Below are 17,756 nucleotides of genomic sequence, written 5' to 3' on the forward strand. Positions count from 1 at the left end.
GCTCAAGCCACCGGCCGGCGCTGTGCAGAAGCGCACCTCACATAACAGCGCTCTCACCTTCCCGTGAGAGGCGAAAATCGTCCGCATCCGAATTTCGCCACAGGCGTTAACAACCCCAGCCAAGATTGAAGCATGGAGCGGGTGATGGCGTTCGTGCGTGAACTTCCAACCTATCGTCGGCGTCGCACATCGCGGACGACCCTGGTCGTCGTCGCGCTTTCGGCGTGGCTGGTGCTGGGCCTGATCAGCCAGGCGGCGTTCCAGCTGATCGGCTAGGACGCCGGCACGCCTCGGCGGGCCCACACGTCCGCCAGGGACGGCATTCCCTTCAAGGCCTTGGCGACGTCGGCGCGCCCCTCGGCCTCCCGCCTCAGGCGCAGATGGGTCATGCCCCGCATGTAGCGCGAGGAATCCGCGCGCGGCGCCAAGCGCAGGGCCTCGTCGTAGAGCGCCAGCGCGCCGGCATGGTCCCCGCGCTGGAAGGCCACGAAGCCACAGGAGTCGACGGCGTCCAGCGAGCGCTGGATCGTCAGGGCGCGGTCGCAGCGACGCGAGGCCTCGTCCAGGTCGTCCTTCATCAGCGCCCGGATCCACGCCGTGTGACTCCAGGACTTTTCGCGCCCCGGCGCCAGCGCCAAGACCCGCTCATAGTCGGTCCGCGCCCCGGCCAGGTCGCCGATCTTCTCCCGCAGGAAGGCGCGTTCGGTGATCGCCGAGGCGAAGTCGGGCTGGCGGCGGAAGAGTTCCTCATAGACCGCCAACGCCTGGTCGTTCTCACCCCGGCCCGCATGGCGACGGGCGCGTTCCAGGAGGCGGGCCTCGGCGTGGCCGGCCGGCGCGAACAGTGACCTCGCCTCCTCGGCGGCCCGCGCGGGCGGCACGCACAGGGCCATGACCGCCAGCAACAGCATCACGACACGCATGGCTTCTCCTCGGCCCGATCGACCTGAGGTTACACGCGCGATCGAAAACAGCCAGCGATCGGGATTTGCTTTCAGCGCCGACGGGACTACATGCGGCGGATGTTTCGCCAGCGCCCCGACGCCGATCTGATCGTTCAAGGCTGGGTCATCGGCGTGATGGTCGAGGTCCCGGGCGAGCGTACGCCCGTCCGCCACTACTTCGCCGTCGGCAAGGCCGACCGGGCCCAGGCCGAATGGACAGCCGTGGACCTGGCGCAGAACGCCGGTTCCGTGGCCTCCAGCCCCGTGGGCGGCAATGAGCCCGTCGAGGCTTTGCGCGAGATCGTCGCCTATCGCATGCGTGACCTGGGCCTGAAGCCTGGCGAGGCGCGGTCTCTCGGTGACAAGAACCCGCGTCGCTGGCTGTCGCTCTAGTGCTTCTTGCCGCCGCCGCAGTTGCAGCCGCCACCGCCGCCCCGGCCGCCGACACGCACCGAGACTGACGAGGACGCCGAGGCCGAAGCGCTGGCCGACGCGGACGAACGACCCGAGGCGTAGCCGCCGGCCCAGCCGCCACCGCCCACCAGGCCGTAACCGCCATAGCCACCGCCACGCCCGCCCGACTGGGCGCCGACATAGCCCATCGGCAGCGGCGGCGGTTCGACATAGCCCCAGGCCTGGGTCGGGGCCGAGCCGGCATTCCAGCCGCCGCCCGAACCGTAGCGCGAACCCGAATAGGACGAAGACGACGAGCTCTCCTCGTAGCGCTCGGTCTCGCGGGTCTCTTCGTAGCTCTCGACCGCGCGCTCCTGGTAGCGGGGCGCGGGACGATCGACATAGACGGGACGGTCCACATAGACCGGGCGGTCGATATAGACGGGCTTCTCGACGACGCGCTCGACCTTGACGATCTTCTCGACGGGAACCTGGACGACGCGGTCCACGGGCACCTGGACGATGCGCTCGACTGGCACCTCGACCCGCTTCTCGACGATCACCGGCTTTTCGATCACGCGATCGACGGGACGGTCGACATAGATGCGCTTCTCGACGATCCGCTCGACGGGGACCTCGATGCGCTTTTCGACGACGACCGGCTTTTCGACCACCTTCACGATCGGCACTTCGACGCGCTTCTCGATGATGACGGGCCGGTCGATCACCTTCTCGACGATCTGGGTGGTGGGACGGTCGACATAGACCGGCACGCGCTTTTCCACGACGACCGGGCGGTCGACATAGACGATCCGGGTGCGGGGCTTCGGGGCGGCCCGTTTCGGCACATGCTCGCCGCGCACCGGCGCGCCGGGGAAGCCGTCGGCCAGGACCGGCGAAACCGCCGTCGCGCTGGCGAACACGGCCGCCGCGCCGACAAGAAGAAGGGTCCGGACAGTCATCGCCGACCTCGTACGCAAAGCTCTGCCGTCCCGGGGCGGGACAACTCCCGCCTGTTCCCGCAATCCCCGCGCCAAGACCCCTTGGCGAGCGGCGTTCTCTGTGGTCATGCTCCGCGCCAAACGAGCGTTTGAGCGCGATGGGGAGAGACGGATGGCGAAGACCTTGGCCGCGATGGCCTTGACCCTGGGCCTGGCCCTGACCGGTGCGGCCTGTGCGCAGGCCCCGGCGAATATCGCCCCCAACGACTACGGCAATAAGGACAGCTGGCTGTGCTGGCCGGGCCGAGCCGACGCCTGCGCGGTCGACCAGACGACGACCATCGTCCAGACGGACGGCAAGACCTCGACCGAGGCCTTCAAGGCCGCCACGGCGCCGGGCTACGACTGCTTCTACGTCTATCCGACCGTCTCGACCGATCCGGGCGGCAACAGCGACATGGTCATCGATGAGGCCGAGCGCCGGGTGGTCGAGCAGCAGCTGGCCCGCTTCGCCAGCAAGTGCCGGGTGTTCGCGCCGATGTACCGCCAGGTGACACTGGCGGCCCTGCGCACGGTGATGATGGGCCAGCCCTCGCCGGGCAACGGCGTCCTGGCCTATGGCGACGTCCGCGACGCCTGGCGCTGGTACCTGGCCAACGAGAACAAGGGCCGCGGCGTGGTCCTGCTGGGTCACAGCCAGGGCTCGCGCATGCTGCTGGACCTGCTGAAGAACGAAGTCGACGGCAAGCCGGCCCAGAAGCAGATGATCTCGGCCTATGTGCTGGGCATGAACACCCCGGTCGCCGACGGCAAGTTCGGATCGATCCCGCTGTGCACGAAGGCCGACCAGGCCGGGTGCCTCGTCACCTATGTCTCATTCCGTGAGAGCGCCCCGCCGCCGGCCAACAGCCGCTTTGGCAAGACCGACGAGCAGGGCCGCCGCGCCGGCTGCGTGAACCCCGCCGCCCTGTTGGCCGGCAAGGCCTCGACCGACGAGACGCCCGTTCACGCCTATCTGAGCAGCAAGGGTTTCCTGTCGAGCGGCGAGCCCAAGCCCTTCGCCAAGGACCTGAAGGTGACGACGCCGTTCGTGTCGCTGCCAGGCCTGCTGTCGGCCAAGTGCGTCAGCGAAGGCGACTTCACCTACCTGGCGATCAAGGTGAACGCCGATCCGGCCGACCCGCGCGCCGACGACATCACCGGCGATATCGTGATCCCGGGCGCCGGCGTCCTGAAGGACTGGGGCCTGCACCTGATCGACGTGAATGTGGAGATGGGCGACCTGGTGGCGCTGGTCGATCGCCAGGCCAAGACGTACGCGGGACGCTAGGACCCACCCACGGGTCCTAGCGCCATCTTATGCCGGCGGCGGGGTCGACGTCCGCTCCGGCCCGCGCAAGGCGTGCGGCGGCCTATTTCGGGCCGGTCGCCGCCTTGAACACGGTCGCGCCCAGCAGCATGACGATCACGAAGCCGAGCAGGAACAGGAAGAACAGGATCTTGGCCACGCCGGCCGCCGCGCCGGCGACGCCCGTGAAGCCCAGGGCCCCGGCGATCAGGGCGACGACAGCGAGAATGATGGCCCACTTGAGCATTTGCGTTTCCTTCCAGGGGCGCGCGAACGGCGCCGTTAGAAAATCAACGTCTCGTCCGCGCACGCCGTTCCTTGTTTTCGCCGCCCGGCGCCGCTAACTCGAAGCCATGGCCTCCAAGCCCGAAAGCCCGACCGAACCCTTCAAGCGCGCCCTGGCGCACGCCGCGCGCTCGCTCGCCGAGACCCCGGACCTGGAGGTCGTGTTCTCGGGCGATGGCCCCCAGCTGCTGGGCAAGCGGGCGATCCTGCCGCATCCGCCGCGCGACCTGTCGTCGAAGGAGGCCGCGCGCATCCGGGGCCTGGCCGACCAGATGGCCCTGCGCCTGGCCCACCACGACCCGATGGCCCACGCCCGCGCCCGTCCGGCCTCGCCCGATGGCCAGGCGGCGTTCGAGTCGATCGAGCAGGCCCGCCTGGAAGCGATCGGCGCCAACGCCCTGGGCGGGGTGCGCCAGAACCTGACCGCCGCCCTCGAGGCGCGGCTGGAAAAGCAGGGCCTGACCCGCGCCGTCGCCACCGACCGCCAGTCCGCCCCCATGGCCGAGATCCTGGGCCTGATGGTGCGCGAGCGCCTGACCGGCGACGCGCCGCCCGACGGGGCCAAGGCCCTGGTCGACATCCTGCGCAACGACATCGAGATGAAGGCCGGCAAGGACCTGGACCGCCTGGCCGCCGCCATCGACGACCAGGCCGCCTTCGCCCGTGTCACCCGCGAGATCCTGCGCGACCTCGACCTCGGCGAAGAGATGTCCGAGGCCACCGAAAGCGCCGACGAGGACGACGGCGAGGACGAGGGCGCGACCGAGAACTCCGACGAGGATCAGGGCGAGGGCGAAGGCGAACAGCCCGAGGGCTCTTCCCCGCAGGAGAGCGAAGCCTCCGACCGCGAGACCGAGTCCGGCGACGAAGAGATGGTCCAGTCGGACCAGGAGGGCGAGCCCGAGGAGTCCGACGAGACGCCCGACATGGGCGACGGCGCCAAGGCCGCCCGGCCCGACACCAGCAACGCCCAGGGCGGCGAGCCCCTCTACAAGATCTTCACCACGGCCCACGACGAGGTCGTCGACGCCGAGGACCTGTGCGACGCCGAGGAACTCACGCGACTGCGGGCCTATCTGGACCAGCAACTCAGCGCGCTCTCCAGCGTCGTCTCGCGCCTGGCCAACAAGCTGCAGCGCCGCCTGCTGGCCCAGCAGAACCGCGCCTGGACCTTCGATCTCGAGGAAGGGATGCTGGACGTCGCCCGCCTGACGCGGGTGATCATCGATCCGACCGCCCCCCTCTCCTTCAAGCAGGAAGAGGACCAGGAGTTCCGCGACACGGTCGTGACCCTGCTGATCGACAATTCCGGCTCGATGCGCGGCCGGCCGATCATGGTGGCGGCGATCTGCGCAGACATCCTGGCGCGGACCCTGGAGCGCTGCGGGGTCAAGACCGAGGTGCTGGGCTTCACCACCCGCGCCTGGAAGGGCGGCACCAGCCGCGACGAATGGATCAAGTCCGGCAAGCCCGCCGCGCCGGGCCGTCTGAACGACCTGCGCCACATCATCTACAAGGCCGCCGACAGTCCCTGGCGCCGGGCCCGCAAGAACCTGGGCCTGATGATGCGCGAGGGGCTCCTGAAGGAGAACATCGACGGCGAGGCCCTGATGTGGGCGCACCAGCGCGTCATCAACCGGCCCGAAGCCCGCCGCATTCTGATGGTGATTTCCGATGGCGCGCCGGTGGACGACTCCACCCTGAGCGTCAATTCGGGCCACTATCTGGAGCGTCACTTGCGCCAGGTCATCGGTGAGATCGAGGGCAAGAGCCCCGTGGAGCTGATCGCCATCGGCATCGGCCACGACGTCACGCGCTATTACCGCCGCGCCGTCACCATCGTCGATGTCGAGCAGCTGGGCGGGGTGCTGGTCGAACAGCTGGCCGCTCTGTTCGAGGAAGAACCGCGCCAGATCGCCCGCACGCGCGGCCTGCTGGCTCCGCCGCCGGTCGTGACCCCGCAGGTCCCGAAGGCCGGCAAGGTCCCCGCGTGATCGGTCCGCGGTTCGCGCTGATCCTGGGTCTGGTCGGCGGCCTGGGCGGCATGGCCACCCAGTGCACGCCGCGCCGGGCTCCGCCGGCCCCCATGGTCCCGGCCGCGCCGGTCAAGGCTGGCCCCGAGATCAGCGTCACCACCACGCCCGTGCCGCTGGACGCGGCTAACCCCGCCAAGGTCGATGCCGGCGGCGGCTTCACCTATGCCGGCGGCCTGGTGCTGACCAGCGCCGACACCACCCGCCTACACGGCCTCTCGGACCTGTCGGTCACGGTCGACGGCCGGCTGACGGCGATCAGCGATGACGGCGACCTGTTCGAGGCCCAGCTGCAGCTGGACGCGACCGGTCGCCTGGTCGGCGTCACCGACGGCAAGCTGCAGCCCCTGAAGGGTCCGGACGGCCAGCCGCTGCAGAACAAGCAGCACGCCGACGCCGAGGGCCTGGCCGTGCTGCCCAATGGCGACCGCCTGGTCAGCTTCGAGCGCAACCATCGCATCTGGCGCTACGCGGTCGGCCCCGACGGGACCTGGAGCCTGCCCGCCCCCGCCCCCAAGCCCGCCACCATCTTCCCCGACAACGAGGGCATGGAGGCCATCACCGCCTATCCGGCCGCCGGCCCCGACGCCTATATCGTCGGCGGCGAGGAGGGCGAGGTCTGGCTGTGCCGCCTGTCTTCGGACTGCAAGGCGCTGCCGCCGCAATCGGGCCCGGACTTCACCTGGGGCCTGACGGGCTTCGCGCCCTTCTCGGGCACGGCCATCGCCACCCTGCACCGCGGCTACGACCCCGTGCGCGGCTGGCGCTCGGTGGTGCGGTTCATCTCCGACCCGACCAAGCCCCTGGCCCAGCAGCGGACGTCCGCCGCCCTGCACATCGAGGGGGCCATGCCGCGCGACAACTTCGAGGGCGTGTCCCTGACCGGTCCGCCGCCGGGCGCGCCGGCCGGCTCCACGCGTCTCTACCTGATCTCGGACGACGGCGCGGTCAGCAACAGCCAGCGCACCCTGCTGCTGGCCTTCGACTGGGTCGCGCCGCCCATGCCCGCGCCGCTTCCGCCCAAGCCTGCCCGGAAACCCGTTCGCAAGCGCTAACCCGTTTCGTTTCACACGAGACGGTTTCATTGCCAACTATATGATACTATTGAACTTTTTTCCGAAAAGTCGGATTTCGCACTTGCAATAGGTACCGGTACCAGATACCGGTGTCAGTGACGGACGACGAGAGGGCGAGAACCTGGGCCGTCAGAGGAACGCACCTGGAGGCGGTTGAATCCAACCTCCTTTCCGGGACTATCAAAATGATCCGCCTGCTCGCTATCGCCATCGCCGCCCTGATGACCACCGCCGCCGCCACCTCGGCCAGCGCTGGTGAAATCACCATCAAGGTCGCCGGCCGCGCTTCCGCCGAAGTGCACGCCGACATCATCAACGCCGCCAAGCTGCTCTGCCAGGAAGACCTGGCCGGTAACCCGGCCGCTTCGGACCTGGCCCCCTACTGCGTGCGCGAAGTCACCCGCGACGCCGTCCTGCGCACCAAGAGCCGCGACCTGGTCGCCTACAACAAGGCCCAAGGCCGCAGCGTCTACTTCATGCGAGTCGCCGCCCGCTAATCAGCGGACCGCTCGCTGAGCTGAGTAAGGCCCGTGAGACTTCGGTCTCGCGGGCTTTTTCGTGCCAGCCTTCTGGCCTGCAATCGGTTGTTCGCACGCGAAACACCCGAACGCTCAAGCTAAGGGTGCAATGCAATATAATCGTTGATAACCCAGGAGAACGTTGCTATATGCAACGCGACGGGCTGAGCAGGCGATAGACCAGGTACTGGCCGTCAGAGGAACGCGTCTGGAGGTGGTTGATCACAACCCCCTTTCGGAACTTTCGAGATGATCCGCTCCATCGTTCTGGCCGCTTCGGCCATCGTTCTCGCCGCCGCCGCTCCCGCTTCGGCCGCTGAAATCCGCGTCAAGGTCACCGGCAAGTCGGCCGCCGAAGTCCGCGCCGAAATCGTCAAGGCCGCCTCCACCGTGTGCTGGCAAGACGTGCGTGGCGAAGCCCTCGCCGGCTACCTGTACCCGGCCTGCATCCGCGCCTCGGTCAACGACGCCGTGTCGAAGATCAACAACCCGGCGCTGTCGGCCTACAACTCGGCCAACCCGTCGTCGGGCGCCGTCGTCGCCCGCTAAGCGACCACTAGAGTAACAAGCTTCCAAACCCGCCGCGGCTCAGTCGCGGCGGGTTTTGCTTGTTCGCGTCGCGTTCCTGCAAGGCCGCCTCCCCGCTCGAGCGCATCGTCGCCCGACGAAGGAGGACCCCATGCGCTATCGGATCTTTGGCCGTACAGGCCTGCGAGTCTCGTCCCTGGCCCTGGGCACAGGCAATTTCGGCACCGGCTGGGGCTATGGCGCCGAGCGGGGTCAGGCCAAGGCGATCTATGACGCCTATCGCGCCGCCGGCGGCAATTTCATCGACACCGCCGACCAGTATCAGTTCGGCCAGTCAGAGACCCTGGTGGGCGAGTTCGTGGCCGCTGATCGCGACGATGTCGTGCTGGCCACCAAGGTCTCGATGGGCGACTCGCCCGGGGCCGGCCTGCAGGGCACCGGCAACAGCCGCAAGGCCATCACCCAGTCGCTGGAAAAGAGCCTGAAGCGCCTGAGGACCGACCGCGTCGACCTGCTTTGGGTCCACATGCCCGATCAGGTCACGCCGACCGACGAGCTGGCCCGGACGCTGGAGGACCTGATCCGCTCGGGCAAGGCGCTGCACGCGGGCCTGTCGGACTTCCCCGCCTGGCGGACCGCCCGCGCCGCGACGATCGCCGAGCTGCGCGGCTGGTCAGGCGTCAGCGCCATCCAGCTGGAGTACAGCCTGGTCGAGCGAACGCCCGAGGCCGAGTTGCTGCCGATGGCCGACGGCTTCGACCTGGGCGTCGTGGGCTGGTCGCCGCTGGGCGGCGGCCTGCTGACCGGCAAGTACCGGCTGGGTCAGACCGGCCGCAAGGAAGGCCTCGGCGTCGTCATCCACGATGAGGAAGGCGACGCGCGCAAGACCGCCGCCCTGGACGCCGTCCTGGCCGTCGCTCAGGAGGCCGGCGACAGCCCCGGCGCGGTCGCTATCGCCTGGGTGCTGGCCAAGGGCGTCCTGCCGATCCTGGGGCCGCGCACGCCTGAGCAGCTGGCCGGCAATCTGGCCGCCGCCGACGTGACCTTGAGCCTCGAGCAGATCGCCCGCCTGGACGCCGCCAGCGCCCCGCCGGTCGTCTTCCCACAGGGCATGATCGCCAACCCGGGCAATCGCCAGGTCCTGGCCGGCGGCATTCCCGATCGGATCGCGCCGACCGGCCGCGCCCTGCTCTAGCCGCACAGGAACGACGAAAAGCCCGCCGGGCGAACCCGGCGGGCTTTCGATGGATCAGTCTAGAACCGTAAGCCTTAGGCGGCTTGAGCGGCGGCCTTGGCCTTGGCCTTGACCTGCGACTTGATCTTCAGGGCGCGCGGCGACAGCTGCTCGTCCTTGGCGCCCAGCAGGAACACGTCCAGGCCGCCCTTGAAGTCCAGGGTGCGCAGGGCGGCGTTGCTGATGCGCAGACGGAACGTCTGGCCCAGCGACTCCGAGGCCAGCGTCGCCGGCGACAGGGCCGGCAGGAAGCGGCGCTTGGTCTTGATGTTCGAGTGGCTCACATTGTGGCCGACCATCGGACCGATACCGGTAAGTTCGCAACGGCGCGACATGGTGGTTACCTTGGCTTGGGCGAAACCGTCTGGCTCGGTGAAGAGCCTGGTTCCGATAAGATATGAATTCGGACACGCGATTGGACCAAGCCGACCGCGCGAGAGCCGGCGATATAGGCGAAGGCCCATACATGAGTCAAGGCTGTCGGCGCGCATCCGCGACGGGAACCGGACGCCTCACCGCCGCCTTCAAGCACGGTTCATATCGCACTCTATATAGGGAGCTGCATGAAGGAGACCCGCCGTATGCGTTCCACCGCCCTCGTTGCTTCCGCCCTGGCTCTTTGCACGGGCGTCGCTATCGCCGGTTTCAGCCTGGCCCAACCCGCGGGACGCGCGGCCCACTCGACGATTCTCCCCGGCCAGTGGGAGTACGACTACAAGATCGGCATGATCCCGGTCAGCAACGAGACCAAGTGCCTCAAGCCCGCCGACGCCGAGCAGTTCTCGCGCGGCATCTGCACCAAGCGCTATCGCTGCGAGTACACCACCAATGTGGTCAAGGACGGCAAGATCCAGCTGAAGGGCACCTGGACCGACAAGAAGGACCGCGTCTCGCCGGTCACGGCTGACGGCAGCTACACGCCCGAGAGCTTCAAGATGGACATCCACATCAAGACCATCAGCGGCATGCCCCTGGCCGGCAGCATGACCGCCAAGCGCCTGGCGGCCGAGTGCCCGCCGGAAGCGAAGAAGCCCGAGGAAACGGCGGCCAAGTAGCGGCGCTTCCTGAACCAATTTGTGGTTAATCCGCTTTAAGCTACAATAGCTTGTAGGGAACAAACACTGAATCGGGGAACGTCGCCGATTCGGTCCTGATTCGTTTCGCCCCTGTTCGGAGAAGCGTTAGCGCGCGTTAAGCGTTGCCTACGGACGATCTCCGGCTCCCCTCAGATTTATGGATAGGCGCCTAAGCGCCGCGCGGCGGCGCGACCGAGAATTCCAGGTCGAACAGCGTCGGCGCCTCGCTGGTCTTGGCCTTCTCGATGGTCAGCAGCTTGGCCTTGGTCTCCGCCCCGCCGGGGGCCGAGAAGCCGCCCATGTGACCCGAGGAGCCCAGCACGCGGTGGCAGGGCACCACGATCGGCCAGGGGTTCTCGCCCAGAGCCTTGCCCACGGCCCGCGCCGCGCCCGGCTCGCCCATGGCTTTCGCCACCTCGCCATAGGTCGAGGTGTCGCCCGGCGTGATGGCCCTTGCGATCTCGTAGACCCGCAGGTTGAAAGCCGACTGGCCGTCCAGATCCAGGGGGATGTCCGACAGGTCATCGCGGCCGCCGGCCAAGAGATCGCGGATTCGCTCGATGACCGCCTCGAGCTCGGCGGAGGGTTCGGCCTCGACCGCGTCGGGGAACCGACGCCGCAGCCGCGCCCAGGCCGCGCCCGGCGAGCTCTCCGGCAATTGCACGCCAATCAGGCCGCGCTCGCCCCAGGCGAGGCCGCAGCGCCCGATCACCGTGTCGAAAAGGGTGAAACCCTGGGCGGTCATGCAGGAAAAATAGCAGGCCTGTTGCGAGTTGGGAGGCGCCACCCGTACGATTTCCGGAACTTGCTCTCCGGAGGCTGCTCTTGCGCCCGATTCTGCTCGCCGCCCTGCTGGCCGCCACGTCTATCTCCTCGGCCAATGCGGCCGACATTCTCATCCACGGCGGCCCGATCCATACCGGGGTCGACGCCGCGCCCACCGCCGAGGCGGTGCTGATCCGCGACGACAAGATCCTGTTCGTCGGCCCGCTGGCCGCCGCCAAGGCCAAGGCGACCAAGGACGCCCGCGACATCGACCTGAAGGGCGCGGCCGCCTATCCCGGCTTCGTCGACGCCCACGCCCACCTGGTCGGCATCGGCCTGCGCGAGCTGACCCTGAACCTCGACCAGATCCAGTCGGTGGCTGAGCTCGTCACGACGGTGAAGACCTATGCCGCCGCCCATCCCGAGGGCGCGATCTTCGGCCGGGGCTGGATCGAGACCCACTGGCCCGAGAAGCGCTTCCCGACCAAGGCCGACCTGGACGCCGCCGCGCCGGGCCGCGTCATCGTGCTGGAACGCTCCGACGGCCATGCCAGCGTCGCCTCCAGCGCCGCCCTGGCCAAGGCCGGGGTCACGGCGACCACCGCCGCGCCCGCCGGCGGCCAGATCCTCAAAGGTCCGGACGGCCAGCCCGACGGCATGCTGATCGACCACGCCCAGAGCCTGGTCGAGGGCGTCATCCCACCGCCCAGCGAGACCCTGATGCGCGAGGCGGTCCGCAAGGCCGGCGCGCTCTACGCCGCGCGCGGCTGGACCGGCCTCGATAATATGAGCGTCATGGCCGACGACCTGGCCCTGATCCGCGACGAGGCCGCCAAGGGCGCCTTCAAGATCCGGGTCGACAACTACATGGACCCCAGCGGCGCGGCCGAGGTATTGGCCAAGGGCCCGCAAACCGACGCGACCGGCCTGATCCGGGTGCGCGGCATCAAGCTTTATATGGACGGCGCCCTGGGCTCGCGCGGCGCGGCCCTGCTGGAGCCCTATAGCGACGCCGAGAGCCTGGGCCTGCAGCTGACCCCGCGCGACAAGGGCCTGGCCCTGATGAAGCAGGCCAAGGCGGTCGGCGCCCAGGTGGCCATGCACGCCATCGGCGACCGCGGCAACCGCATGACCCTGGACTGGTTCGAAGAGACCCTCGCCGGCGACACCGCCGCCCGCTGGCGCATCGAGCACGCCCAGATCGTCGCCGACACCGACGTGCCTCGCTTCGCCAAGCTGGGCGTCATCGCCTCGATGCAGCCCAGCCACGCGATCGGCGACCTCTATTTCGCCCCAGCGCGCCTGGGCAAGGACCGCCTGCACGAAGGCTATCGCTGGAAGGACTTCCTGACCGCCGGCGTCGTGGTGGCCGCCGGCTCGGACGCCCCGGTCGAGGTCGGCGACCCGCGCATCGAGTTCTACGCCGCCGTCCACCGCCACAGCCTGACGGGGTTCGCCAACGCCGACTGGCATCTGGAAGAGGCGGTGTCCCGCGCCCAGGCCCTGAAGATGCTGACCCTCGCCCCGGCCTATGCGGTGTTCCGCGAGAAGGAGCTGGGCACCCTGGAGGCCGGCAAGAAGGCCGACGTCACCGCCTTCGACAAGGACCTGATGACGGTGGAGCCCAAGGAAATCCTGACGGCCCAGCCGGTGCTGACGGTGGTGGACGGCAAGGTGGTGTTCGCGCGGCCGTAGCGCCGCACCGCCTTGCCTCCCCACGATTCCCGCCCCACCTTGAATCCATGAGTGACCGTTCGACCGGCCTGGCCCCTTCGAAGCTGACCGCCGTCCTGGGGCCCACCAATACCGGCAAGACCCACCTGGCCGTGGAGCGGATGCTGGGCCATGCCTCGGGGATGATCGGCCTGCCGCTGCGCCTGCTGGCGCGCGAGATCTATGACCGGGTCGTCAAGCTGCGCGGCAAGGCCGCCGTCGCCCTGATCACCGGTGAGGAGAAGATCACCCCGCCGCGCGCCGCCTATTTCGTCTGCACCGTCGAGGCCATGCCGCTGGCGCGTGAGGTCGACTTCCTGGCGGTCGACGAGATCCAGCTGTGCGCCGATCCCGAGCGCGGCCACATCTTCACCCACCGCCTGCTGCATGCGCGCGGCAAGTTCGAGACCATGTTCCTGGGAGCCGGGACCATGGGTCCGCTGGTGCGCCGCCTGCTGCCGGACGCCGAGCTCGTCGGGCGCGAGCGGTTTTCCAACCTGTCCTATGCCGGCTCCAAGAAGCTGACCCGCCTGCCCCGGCGCAGCGCCATCGTCGCCTTCTCCACCGACGCGGTCTACGGCATCGCCGAGCTGATCCGCCGCCAGCGCGGCGGCGCGGCGGTCGTGATGGGCTCGCTCAGCCCCCGCACCCGCAACGCCCAGGTCGCCCTGTACCAGTCCGGCGAAGTCGACTTCCTGGTGGCCACCGACGCCATCGGCATGGGCCTGAACATGGACGTCGATCACGTGGCCTTCGCGGGCTTGCGCAAGTTCGACGGCAAGCGCACCCGCTGGCTCTATCCGCAGGAGGTCGGCCAGATCGCCGGCCGCGCGGGCCGCTACACCCGCGACGGCACCTTTGGTGTGACGGGTGACTGCGAGGAGATCGACGAGGACCTGGTCGAGGCCGTCGAGAGCCACACCTTCGAGCCGATCACCCAGGCCGAGTGGCGCAACGCCCGTCTGGACTTCGGCTCGCTGCCGGGCCTGCTGCGGTCGCTGAACGAGACGCCGGGACGCAAGAGCCTGTCGCTGTCGCAGGAGGCGCTGGACGAGCGCACCCTGCGGGCCCTGGCCAAGGACGAGGACGTCATCAAGCGCTGCAAGACCGACCGCTCGGCCCTGCTGCGCCTGTGGGACGTGTGCCAGACGCCGGACTTCCGCAAGACTACCGACGACGACCACCAGCGCATGGCGCGGACCCTGTTCGACGACCTGACCACCGGGCGCAAGCGCCTGCCCGAGGACTGGATCAACGGCCAGTTCAAGGCGCTGGACCGCGTCGATGGCGAGATCGACAGCCTGGCCGCGCGGCTGTCGGGCGTGCGCACGCTCAGCTACATCGCCAACCGTCCCGACTGGGTGGGAAACCCCGCCCACTGGCAAGGCCTGACCCGCCAGCTGGAAGACCGGATCAGCGACACCCTGCACGAAAAGCTGATGGCCCGGTTCATCGACCGCCGCACCAGCGTGCTGATGAAGCAGTTGGGCGAGCGCGAGACGCTCTATGCCGGCGTCGGCCAGGACGGCGAGGTGACGGTCGAGGGCCACGTGGTCGGCCACCTGTCGGGCGTGGCCTTCACCCCGGTCAAGGCGACCTCCGCCCTGGAGGAGAAGGCCCTGCGCAACGCCGCCCAGCGCGCGGTGGGACCCGAGATCGCCCGTCGCCTGGGCGTGCTGGCCAGCGAGCCCGACGACGCCTTCGCCCTGACGCCCGATGGCGCGATCCTGTGGCGCGGCGAGGCGGCCGGGGCGGTGCGTCGCGACCTGCCGCTGCTGTCGCCCCGCGCCCGCTTGCTGGGCGAACTGGGCGCGGCGGCCGTGCGCGAGCGGGCCGAGCGGCGACTGGACGCCTTCCTGGCCAGCGAGGTCGACAAGCACCTGGCCCCGCTGCGCAAGCTGGAACGCGCCCTGGGCGGCGGCGAGCTGCGCGGCCTGCCGCGCGGCGTCGCCCACCGCCTGCTGGAGGCCGGTGGGGTGCTGGACAAGCGGCCGGTGGATCCGGAGCTGAAAGCCCTGAGCCAGGCCGAGCGCCGCACCTTGAAAAGCCTGGGCGTGCGGATCGGGGCGTTCAGCCTCTATTGCCCGGCCGCGATCAAGGCCGAGGCCATCGCTTGCGCCCGCGCCCTGAACCCGACCGGCTGGCGCGGGGCGCTGACGACGCTGGAGCCCCTGCCCTCGCCCGAGCCGTCGGCGCGCGAACTGTCGGCCAGCGGTCTGCGCGCCGTGGCCGGCTTCAGCGTGCCTGTCGAGGCGCTGGAAGAGCTGGACGCCCTGCTCCGCGCCGAGCAGCACCACGGCGGCGTCATCCTGACCGACAAGGCGCTGGAGAAGCTGGGCTGGACCGCCAAGCAGGCCTCCAATGTGCTGCGGGCCCTGGACTACACCCCCGCCATCCGCGCAAAGCCCGACCAGCCGATCGTCTGGAAACGCCGCGGCGCGGCCAAGCTGGAGCAGAAGCCGGTCAAGGCGCGGCCGGACTCGCCGTTCGCGGCCCTGGCCAAGCTGACCGAGCCGCCGCCGAGACGGAAGAAGCCCCGCCGTCGCAAGCCGGCCGCCCAGAAAGCCGCGTCATGACGGATACACATGGCGATAGCGTCCGCGCCGACGTCTGGCTCTGGCGCGCTCGCTTCTTCAAGACCCGCTCCCTGGCCGCCAAATTCGTCGACGAAGGCCGCATCCGCCTGACTCGGGCTGGAACCGAGACCCGGGTGGACAAGCCGTCGCGGACGCTGAAACCCGGCGACGTGGTGGTGTTTGGTCTGGCCGGCCGCCTGATCGCCGTGCGCGTCCTGGACTGCGGCGAACGTCGAGGTCCGGCGACCGAGGCGCGCGGGCTGTACGAAGCGGTAGAGGGGTAGGTTCGTGCGGGCCTTCGCCGAACTGCTGGACCAGCGGGAGCCAGCGCTTCCGCTCTTGCAGTCGTGGATAGTTGATCCCGCCGGCAATGGCGCTGACCTTCTTCCGGCCGAGGAGACGCTGCGCTCCGATACCCTGTTGGCCCTGCAGGTCACGACGCGTTCGATGCTCGGCGCCATCGCTTACGAAACCGGCGGCCTGTCGGTGGCGGAGGGTTTCCTGCGCCTTTTCGGATCCGGCGCAACGCGCTCGCTTCTTCGCATCGCAGAGCTGACGGGTTGCCCGCTCGACGGGACCTATCCGGACATCATCGTCGTGGGGGATGACATCCTGGGCGGCTTGTTCGCGCTCAACGGCGGTCGGTTCGGGACGGACCGACAGGGCGAGGTCTTCCATCTCGCCGCCGATGACACGGTTTGGGCGTCGCTCGGGGTCGGCTACACGGACTTCGTCGCCTGGTGCCTGACCGGCGACCTGAAGCTGCTCTACGGACCGCTCGCGGATCTCGATGCGTATGAAGCAAGGCCGCGCCCCGCTTTCGATACGACCTATTCTTTCTATCCGTTCCTATGGTCCCGAGAGGTACGGGACAGGCGGCCGGATGTCCGCGTGATCAGCGCAGACGAGAATCTGAAACTTCGCCTGGAGCTCTGCGGCTTCGCCGTAGAGTAGCCCCGCGCTAGGCCTCCGACACCGCCACCGGCGGCCACACCCGCGCGCTCACCCCGCCGCCCTCGCGGTTGCCGATAACCAGCTTGCCGCCGAAGCGCTTGATCAGCCGCTCGGCCGTCGGGATCCCCAGGCCGAAGCCGCCGGTGTCCCGCGCCCGCGCCGCATCCCCCCGGAAGAACGGCTCGTAGATCCGCGCCATGGCCTCGTCGGTCAGGCCGGGTCCGTGATCCAGCACCTCGATCAGTGGGCCGTCAGGACCGTCGGACAGCCGCACCTTGGCCTGGCCGCCGAAACGCACGGCGTTGTCGATCAGGCGGATCAGCGCCTGTTCCAGAGGGCCACGATGGGTGGTGACCAGGAGCGCCTTGTCGCCCTCATATCGGACGGCATCCGGCCAGCGCGCCGTGATCCCCTGGATCAGTGACGGCAGGTCGACCACCTCGGCGGTGCTGGCCGAGTGCTGGGCGCGCAGCCAGTCGGCCAGGGAGCGCAGCATGGCGTCCAGCTCGTGGGTGTTTTCGGCGACCAGCGTCTTGATGTCGTCCGGCTCGATATAGTCCGCCGCCAGGGTCAGGCGGGCCAGGGGCGTGCGCAGGTCGTGGCTGAGCGCCTCCATGGCCCGGGCCTGGTCCTCGATCAGGCCGGCGATGCGGCGCTGCATGTCGTTGAAGGCCCGGCCCAGCTCGACGATGTCGTTGGGGCCCTCGACCGCGATCGGCGAGACCGGCGCTTCACCGACGTGGCGCGAGGCCTCGGTCAGGCGGCGCAACGGCTCGCCCAGCTGGCGCAGGGCGTAGGCGCCCAGGCCCAAGCAGGCCAGGGAGAAGACCAGGGTCGTGGCCACCGCGCGCAGGGCGATCGGCCAGGGCCGGGGGAAGTTGCGCGAGCGGAAGGTCAGCCAGCGGCCGTCCTTCAGGGCCATGACGCCCCCGAGGTCGCGCCCGCCCTCGGGCCGACTCTCGGACCACAGGCGCAGCGGCCGGTTGGCCAGGGCCGGCTCCCAGCGCTGGACATAGTCGGCGATGGCGTTGGCCTCGCTCGTCTGGGCCCGCGTGGTCGGCGGCCCCTCGGGCGGCAAGGCGACCACCTCGGCCTGGAGATAGTGCGAGCTCATCACCTGGTCGAAATCGGCCTGGCCCAGCTTGCTGACCCGCTCGCCGACGACCAGCAGCTCGGCGATCCGCCGGGCGTGGTCCTCGCGCAGGGTCTGGCGATCGATGGCGCTGTAGAAGGCGACACTGGCCGTCAGCTGCACCAGCACGATCGCGACCACCACCCAGATGGATCGCCCCACGAAGCCGCGGGATCGCCGCAGCACTTTGCGCACCGTCAGTGTCATGGCCCGACGCTATACGAAGCGCGGGGTCCTAGA

Annotated in this window: 19 protein-coding genes; 13 read left to right on the forward strand and 6 right to left on the reverse strand. The window is 69.2% G+C overall.

Annotated elements, in window-relative coordinates:
* The first annotated feature begins 144 nt into the window (after positions 1-144).
* A complete protein-coding gene (locus AC1RR5_RS10940; RefSeq protein WP_492921523.1) occupies positions 145-276 on the forward strand; it encodes a hypothetical protein in 132 nt (43 codons plus the stop codon).
* Here the strand turns inward: AC1RR5_RS10940 and AC1RR5_RS10945 are convergent.
* Entirely contained in the window at positions 273-923 is a 651-nt protein-coding gene (locus AC1RR5_RS10945; protein WP_492921525.1) for a tetratricopeptide repeat protein, read from the reverse strand. The two genes, AC1RR5_RS10940 and AC1RR5_RS10945, sit on opposite strands and share 4 nt — an antisense overlap.
* 99 nt (positions 924-1,022) lie before the next feature.
* Between AC1RR5_RS10945 and AC1RR5_RS10950 the strand changes: the two genes are divergently transcribed.
* On the forward strand, positions 1,023-1,337 hold the full coding sequence (locus AC1RR5_RS10950) for a hypothetical protein (protein WP_492922090.1): 315 nt from the start codon (positions 1,023-1,025) through the stop codon (positions 1,335-1,337).
* Here AC1RR5_RS10950 and AC1RR5_RS10955 read toward each other — a convergent pair.
* Positions 1,334-2,299 carry an IMCp domain-containing protein gene (locus AC1RR5_RS10955; protein WP_492921526.1) on the reverse strand — a complete coding sequence of 322 codons (966 nt, stop codon included), beginning with the start codon at positions 2,297-2,299 and terminating at the stop codon, positions 1,334-1,336. The two genes, AC1RR5_RS10950 and AC1RR5_RS10955, sit on opposite strands and share 4 nt — an antisense overlap.
* 151 nt (positions 2,300-2,450) lie before the next feature.
* Between AC1RR5_RS10955 and AC1RR5_RS10960 the strand changes: the two genes are divergently transcribed.
* Positions 2,451-3,608 (forward strand): DUF3089 domain-containing protein, encoded by a 1,158-nt coding sequence (locus tag AC1RR5_RS10960; RefSeq protein WP_492921527.1) that lies wholly within the window; start codon positions 2,451-2,453, stop codon positions 3,606-3,608.
* 82 nt (positions 3,609-3,690) lie between these two features.
* Here the strand turns inward: AC1RR5_RS10960 and AC1RR5_RS10965 are convergent, their stop codons facing one another.
* Positions 3,691-3,873, reverse strand: a complete 183-nt coding sequence (locus AC1RR5_RS10965) for a DUF1328 family protein (protein ID WP_492083582.1) — start codon at positions 3,871-3,873, stop codon at positions 3,691-3,693.
* A 106-nt stretch (positions 3,874-3,979) separates the two neighbouring features.
* Here AC1RR5_RS10965 and cobT point away from each other — a divergent pair, with 106 nt between their 5' ends.
* The 5 genes from cobT to AC1RR5_RS10990 all read left to right on the forward strand — a co-directional run bounded on the left by cobT (position 3,980) and on the right by AC1RR5_RS10990 (position 9,261).
* Positions 3,980-5,905, forward strand: a complete 1,926-nt coding sequence (gene cobT, locus AC1RR5_RS10970; RefSeq protein ID WP_492921529.1) for a cobaltochelatase subunit CobT — start codon at positions 3,980-3,982, stop codon at positions 5,903-5,905.
* On the forward strand, positions 5,902-6,999 hold the full coding sequence (locus AC1RR5_RS10975) for an esterase-like activity of phytase family protein (protein WP_492921530.1): 1,098 nt from the start codon (positions 5,902-5,904) through the stop codon (positions 6,997-6,999). Before cobT ends, AC1RR5_RS10975 begins: the two co-directional genes overlap by 4 nt.
* A gap of 206 nt (positions 7,000-7,205) precedes the next feature.
* Positions 7,206-7,517 carry a hypothetical protein gene (locus AC1RR5_RS10980; RefSeq protein ID WP_492921531.1) on the forward strand — a complete coding sequence of 104 codons (312 nt, stop codon included), beginning with the start codon at positions 7,206-7,208 and terminating at the stop codon, positions 7,515-7,517.
* A 270-nt stretch (positions 7,518-7,787) separates the two neighbouring features.
* Positions 7,788-8,087, forward strand: coding sequence for a hypothetical protein (locus tag AC1RR5_RS10985; protein ID WP_492921532.1), 300 nt, complete (start codon positions 7,788-7,790; stop codon positions 8,085-8,087).
* A gap of 130 nt (positions 8,088-8,217) precedes the next feature.
* Positions 8,218-9,261 (forward strand): aldo/keto reductase, encoded by a 1,044-nt coding sequence (locus tag AC1RR5_RS10990; RefSeq protein ID WP_492921533.1) that lies wholly within the window; start codon positions 8,218-8,220, stop codon positions 9,259-9,261.
* A 74-nt stretch (positions 9,262-9,335) separates the two neighbouring features.
* Here AC1RR5_RS10990 and rpmB read toward each other — a convergent pair whose 3' ends face one another.
* The gene (rpmB, locus tag AC1RR5_RS10995; RefSeq protein WP_492814208.1) at positions 9,336-9,635 is read right to left on the reverse strand and encodes a 50S ribosomal protein L28; all 300 of its coding nucleotides are present in this window, start codon (positions 9,633-9,635) and stop codon (positions 9,336-9,338) included.
* 246 nt (positions 9,636-9,881) lie between these two features.
* On the opposite strand from rpmB, the gene AC1RR5_RS11000 reads away from it, so the two are divergent.
* The gene (locus tag AC1RR5_RS11000) at positions 9,882-10,355 is read left to right on the forward strand and encodes a DUF3617 domain-containing protein (RefSeq protein WP_492921535.1); all 474 of its coding nucleotides are present in this window, start codon (positions 9,882-9,884) and stop codon (positions 10,353-10,355) included.
* Positions 10,356-10,545: 190 nt separating this feature from the next.
* Here the strand turns inward: AC1RR5_RS11000 and AC1RR5_RS11005 are convergent, their stop codons facing one another.
* Positions 10,546-11,121 (reverse strand): methylated-DNA--[protein]-cysteine S-methyltransferase, encoded by a 576-nt coding sequence (locus AC1RR5_RS11005; RefSeq protein WP_492921536.1) that lies wholly within the window; start codon positions 11,119-11,121, stop codon positions 10,546-10,548.
* An 80-nt stretch (positions 11,122-11,201) separates the two neighbouring features.
* Here AC1RR5_RS11005 and AC1RR5_RS11010 point away from each other — a divergent pair, with 80 nt between their 5' ends.
* From AC1RR5_RS11010 to AC1RR5_RS11025, 4 genes are read left to right on the forward strand one after another with little or no spacing between them, the layout of a single operon-like run.
* Complete coding sequence (locus tag AC1RR5_RS11010) at positions 11,202-12,836, forward strand: amidohydrolase (RefSeq protein WP_492921538.1); 1,635 nt, start codon at positions 11,202-11,204, stop codon at positions 12,834-12,836.
* 47 nt (positions 12,837-12,883) lie between these two features.
* A complete protein-coding gene (locus tag AC1RR5_RS11015; protein WP_492921539.1) occupies positions 12,884-15,430 on the forward strand; it encodes a helicase-related protein in 2,547 nt (848 codons plus the stop codon).
* Positions 15,427-15,714, forward strand: a complete 288-nt coding sequence (locus AC1RR5_RS11020) for an RNA-binding S4 domain-containing protein (RefSeq protein WP_492921541.1) — start codon at positions 15,427-15,429, stop codon at positions 15,712-15,714. The genes AC1RR5_RS11015 and AC1RR5_RS11020 overlap by 4 nt, the downstream gene beginning before the upstream one ends.
* Before the next feature lie 4 nt (positions 15,715-15,718).
* Positions 15,719-16,384, forward strand: a complete 666-nt coding sequence (locus tag AC1RR5_RS11025; protein WP_492921542.1) for a DUF2625 family protein — start codon at positions 15,719-15,721, stop codon at positions 16,382-16,384.
* 7 nt (positions 16,385-16,391) lie between these two features.
* Here AC1RR5_RS11025 and AC1RR5_RS11030 read toward each other — a convergent pair whose 3' ends face one another.
* The gene (locus AC1RR5_RS11030; RefSeq protein ID WP_492921544.1) at positions 16,392-17,723 is read right to left on the reverse strand and encodes an ATP-binding protein; all 1,332 of its coding nucleotides are present in this window, start codon (positions 17,721-17,723) and stop codon (positions 16,392-16,394) included.
* Positions 17,724-17,756 lie beyond the last annotated feature (33 nt).

It is taken from the genome of Caulobacter sp. GW821-FHT11E11 (genome assembly GCF_058808315.1).

Coding starts and splice junctions, on each gene's coding strand:
- AC1RR5_RS10990 (WP_492921533.1), top strand. CDS start 8,218: ATGCGCTATCGGATCTTTGGCCGTACAGGCCTGCGAGTCTCGTCCCTG.
- cobT (WP_492921529.1), top strand. CDS start 3,980: ATGGCCTCCAAGCCCGAAAGCCCGACCGAACCCTTCAAGCGCGCCCTG.
- AC1RR5_RS10945 (WP_492921525.1), bottom strand. CDS start 923: ATGCGTGTCGTGATGCTGTTGCTGGCGGTCATGGCCCTGTGCGTGCCG.
- AC1RR5_RS10950 (WP_492922090.1), top strand. CDS start 1,023: ATGTTTCGCCAGCGCCCCGACGCCGATCTGATCGTTCAAGGCTGGGTC.
- AC1RR5_RS10965 (WP_492083582.1), bottom strand. CDS start 3,873: ATGCTCAAGTGGGCCATCATTCTCGCTGTCGTCGCCCTGATCGCCGGG.
- AC1RR5_RS11005 (WP_492921536.1), bottom strand. CDS start 11,121: ATGACCGCCCAGGGTTTCACCCTTTTCGACACGGTGATCGGGCGCTGC.
- AC1RR5_RS11000 (WP_492921535.1), top strand. CDS start 9,882: ATGCGTTCCACCGCCCTCGTTGCTTCCGCCCTGGCTCTTTGCACGGGC.
- AC1RR5_RS10940 (WP_492921523.1), top strand. CDS start 145: ATGGCGTTCGTGCGTGAACTTCCAACCTATCGTCGGCGTCGCACATCG.
- rpmB (WP_492814208.1), bottom strand. CDS start 9,635: ATGTCGCGCCGTTGCGAACTTACCGGTATCGGTCCGATGGTCGGCCAC.
- AC1RR5_RS11030 (WP_492921544.1), bottom strand. CDS start 17,723: ATGACACTGACGGTGCGCAAAGTGCTGCGGCGATCCCGCGGCTTCGTG.
- AC1RR5_RS10985 (WP_492921532.1), top strand. CDS start 7,788: ATGATCCGCTCCATCGTTCTGGCCGCTTCGGCCATCGTTCTCGCCGCC.
- AC1RR5_RS11015 (WP_492921539.1), top strand. CDS start 12,884: ATGAGTGACCGTTCGACCGGCCTGGCCCCTTCGAAGCTGACCGCCGTC.
- AC1RR5_RS11020 (WP_492921541.1), top strand. CDS start 15,427: ATGACGGATACACATGGCGATAGCGTCCGCGCCGACGTCTGGCTCTGG.
- AC1RR5_RS10960 (WP_492921527.1), top strand. CDS start 2,451: ATGGCGAAGACCTTGGCCGCGATGGCCTTGACCCTGGGCCTGGCCCTG.
- AC1RR5_RS10955 (WP_492921526.1), bottom strand. CDS start 2,299: ATGACTGTCCGGACCCTTCTTCTTGTCGGCGCGGCGGCCGTGTTCGCC.
- AC1RR5_RS10980 (WP_492921531.1), top strand. CDS start 7,206: ATGATCCGCCTGCTCGCTATCGCCATCGCCGCCCTGATGACCACCGCC.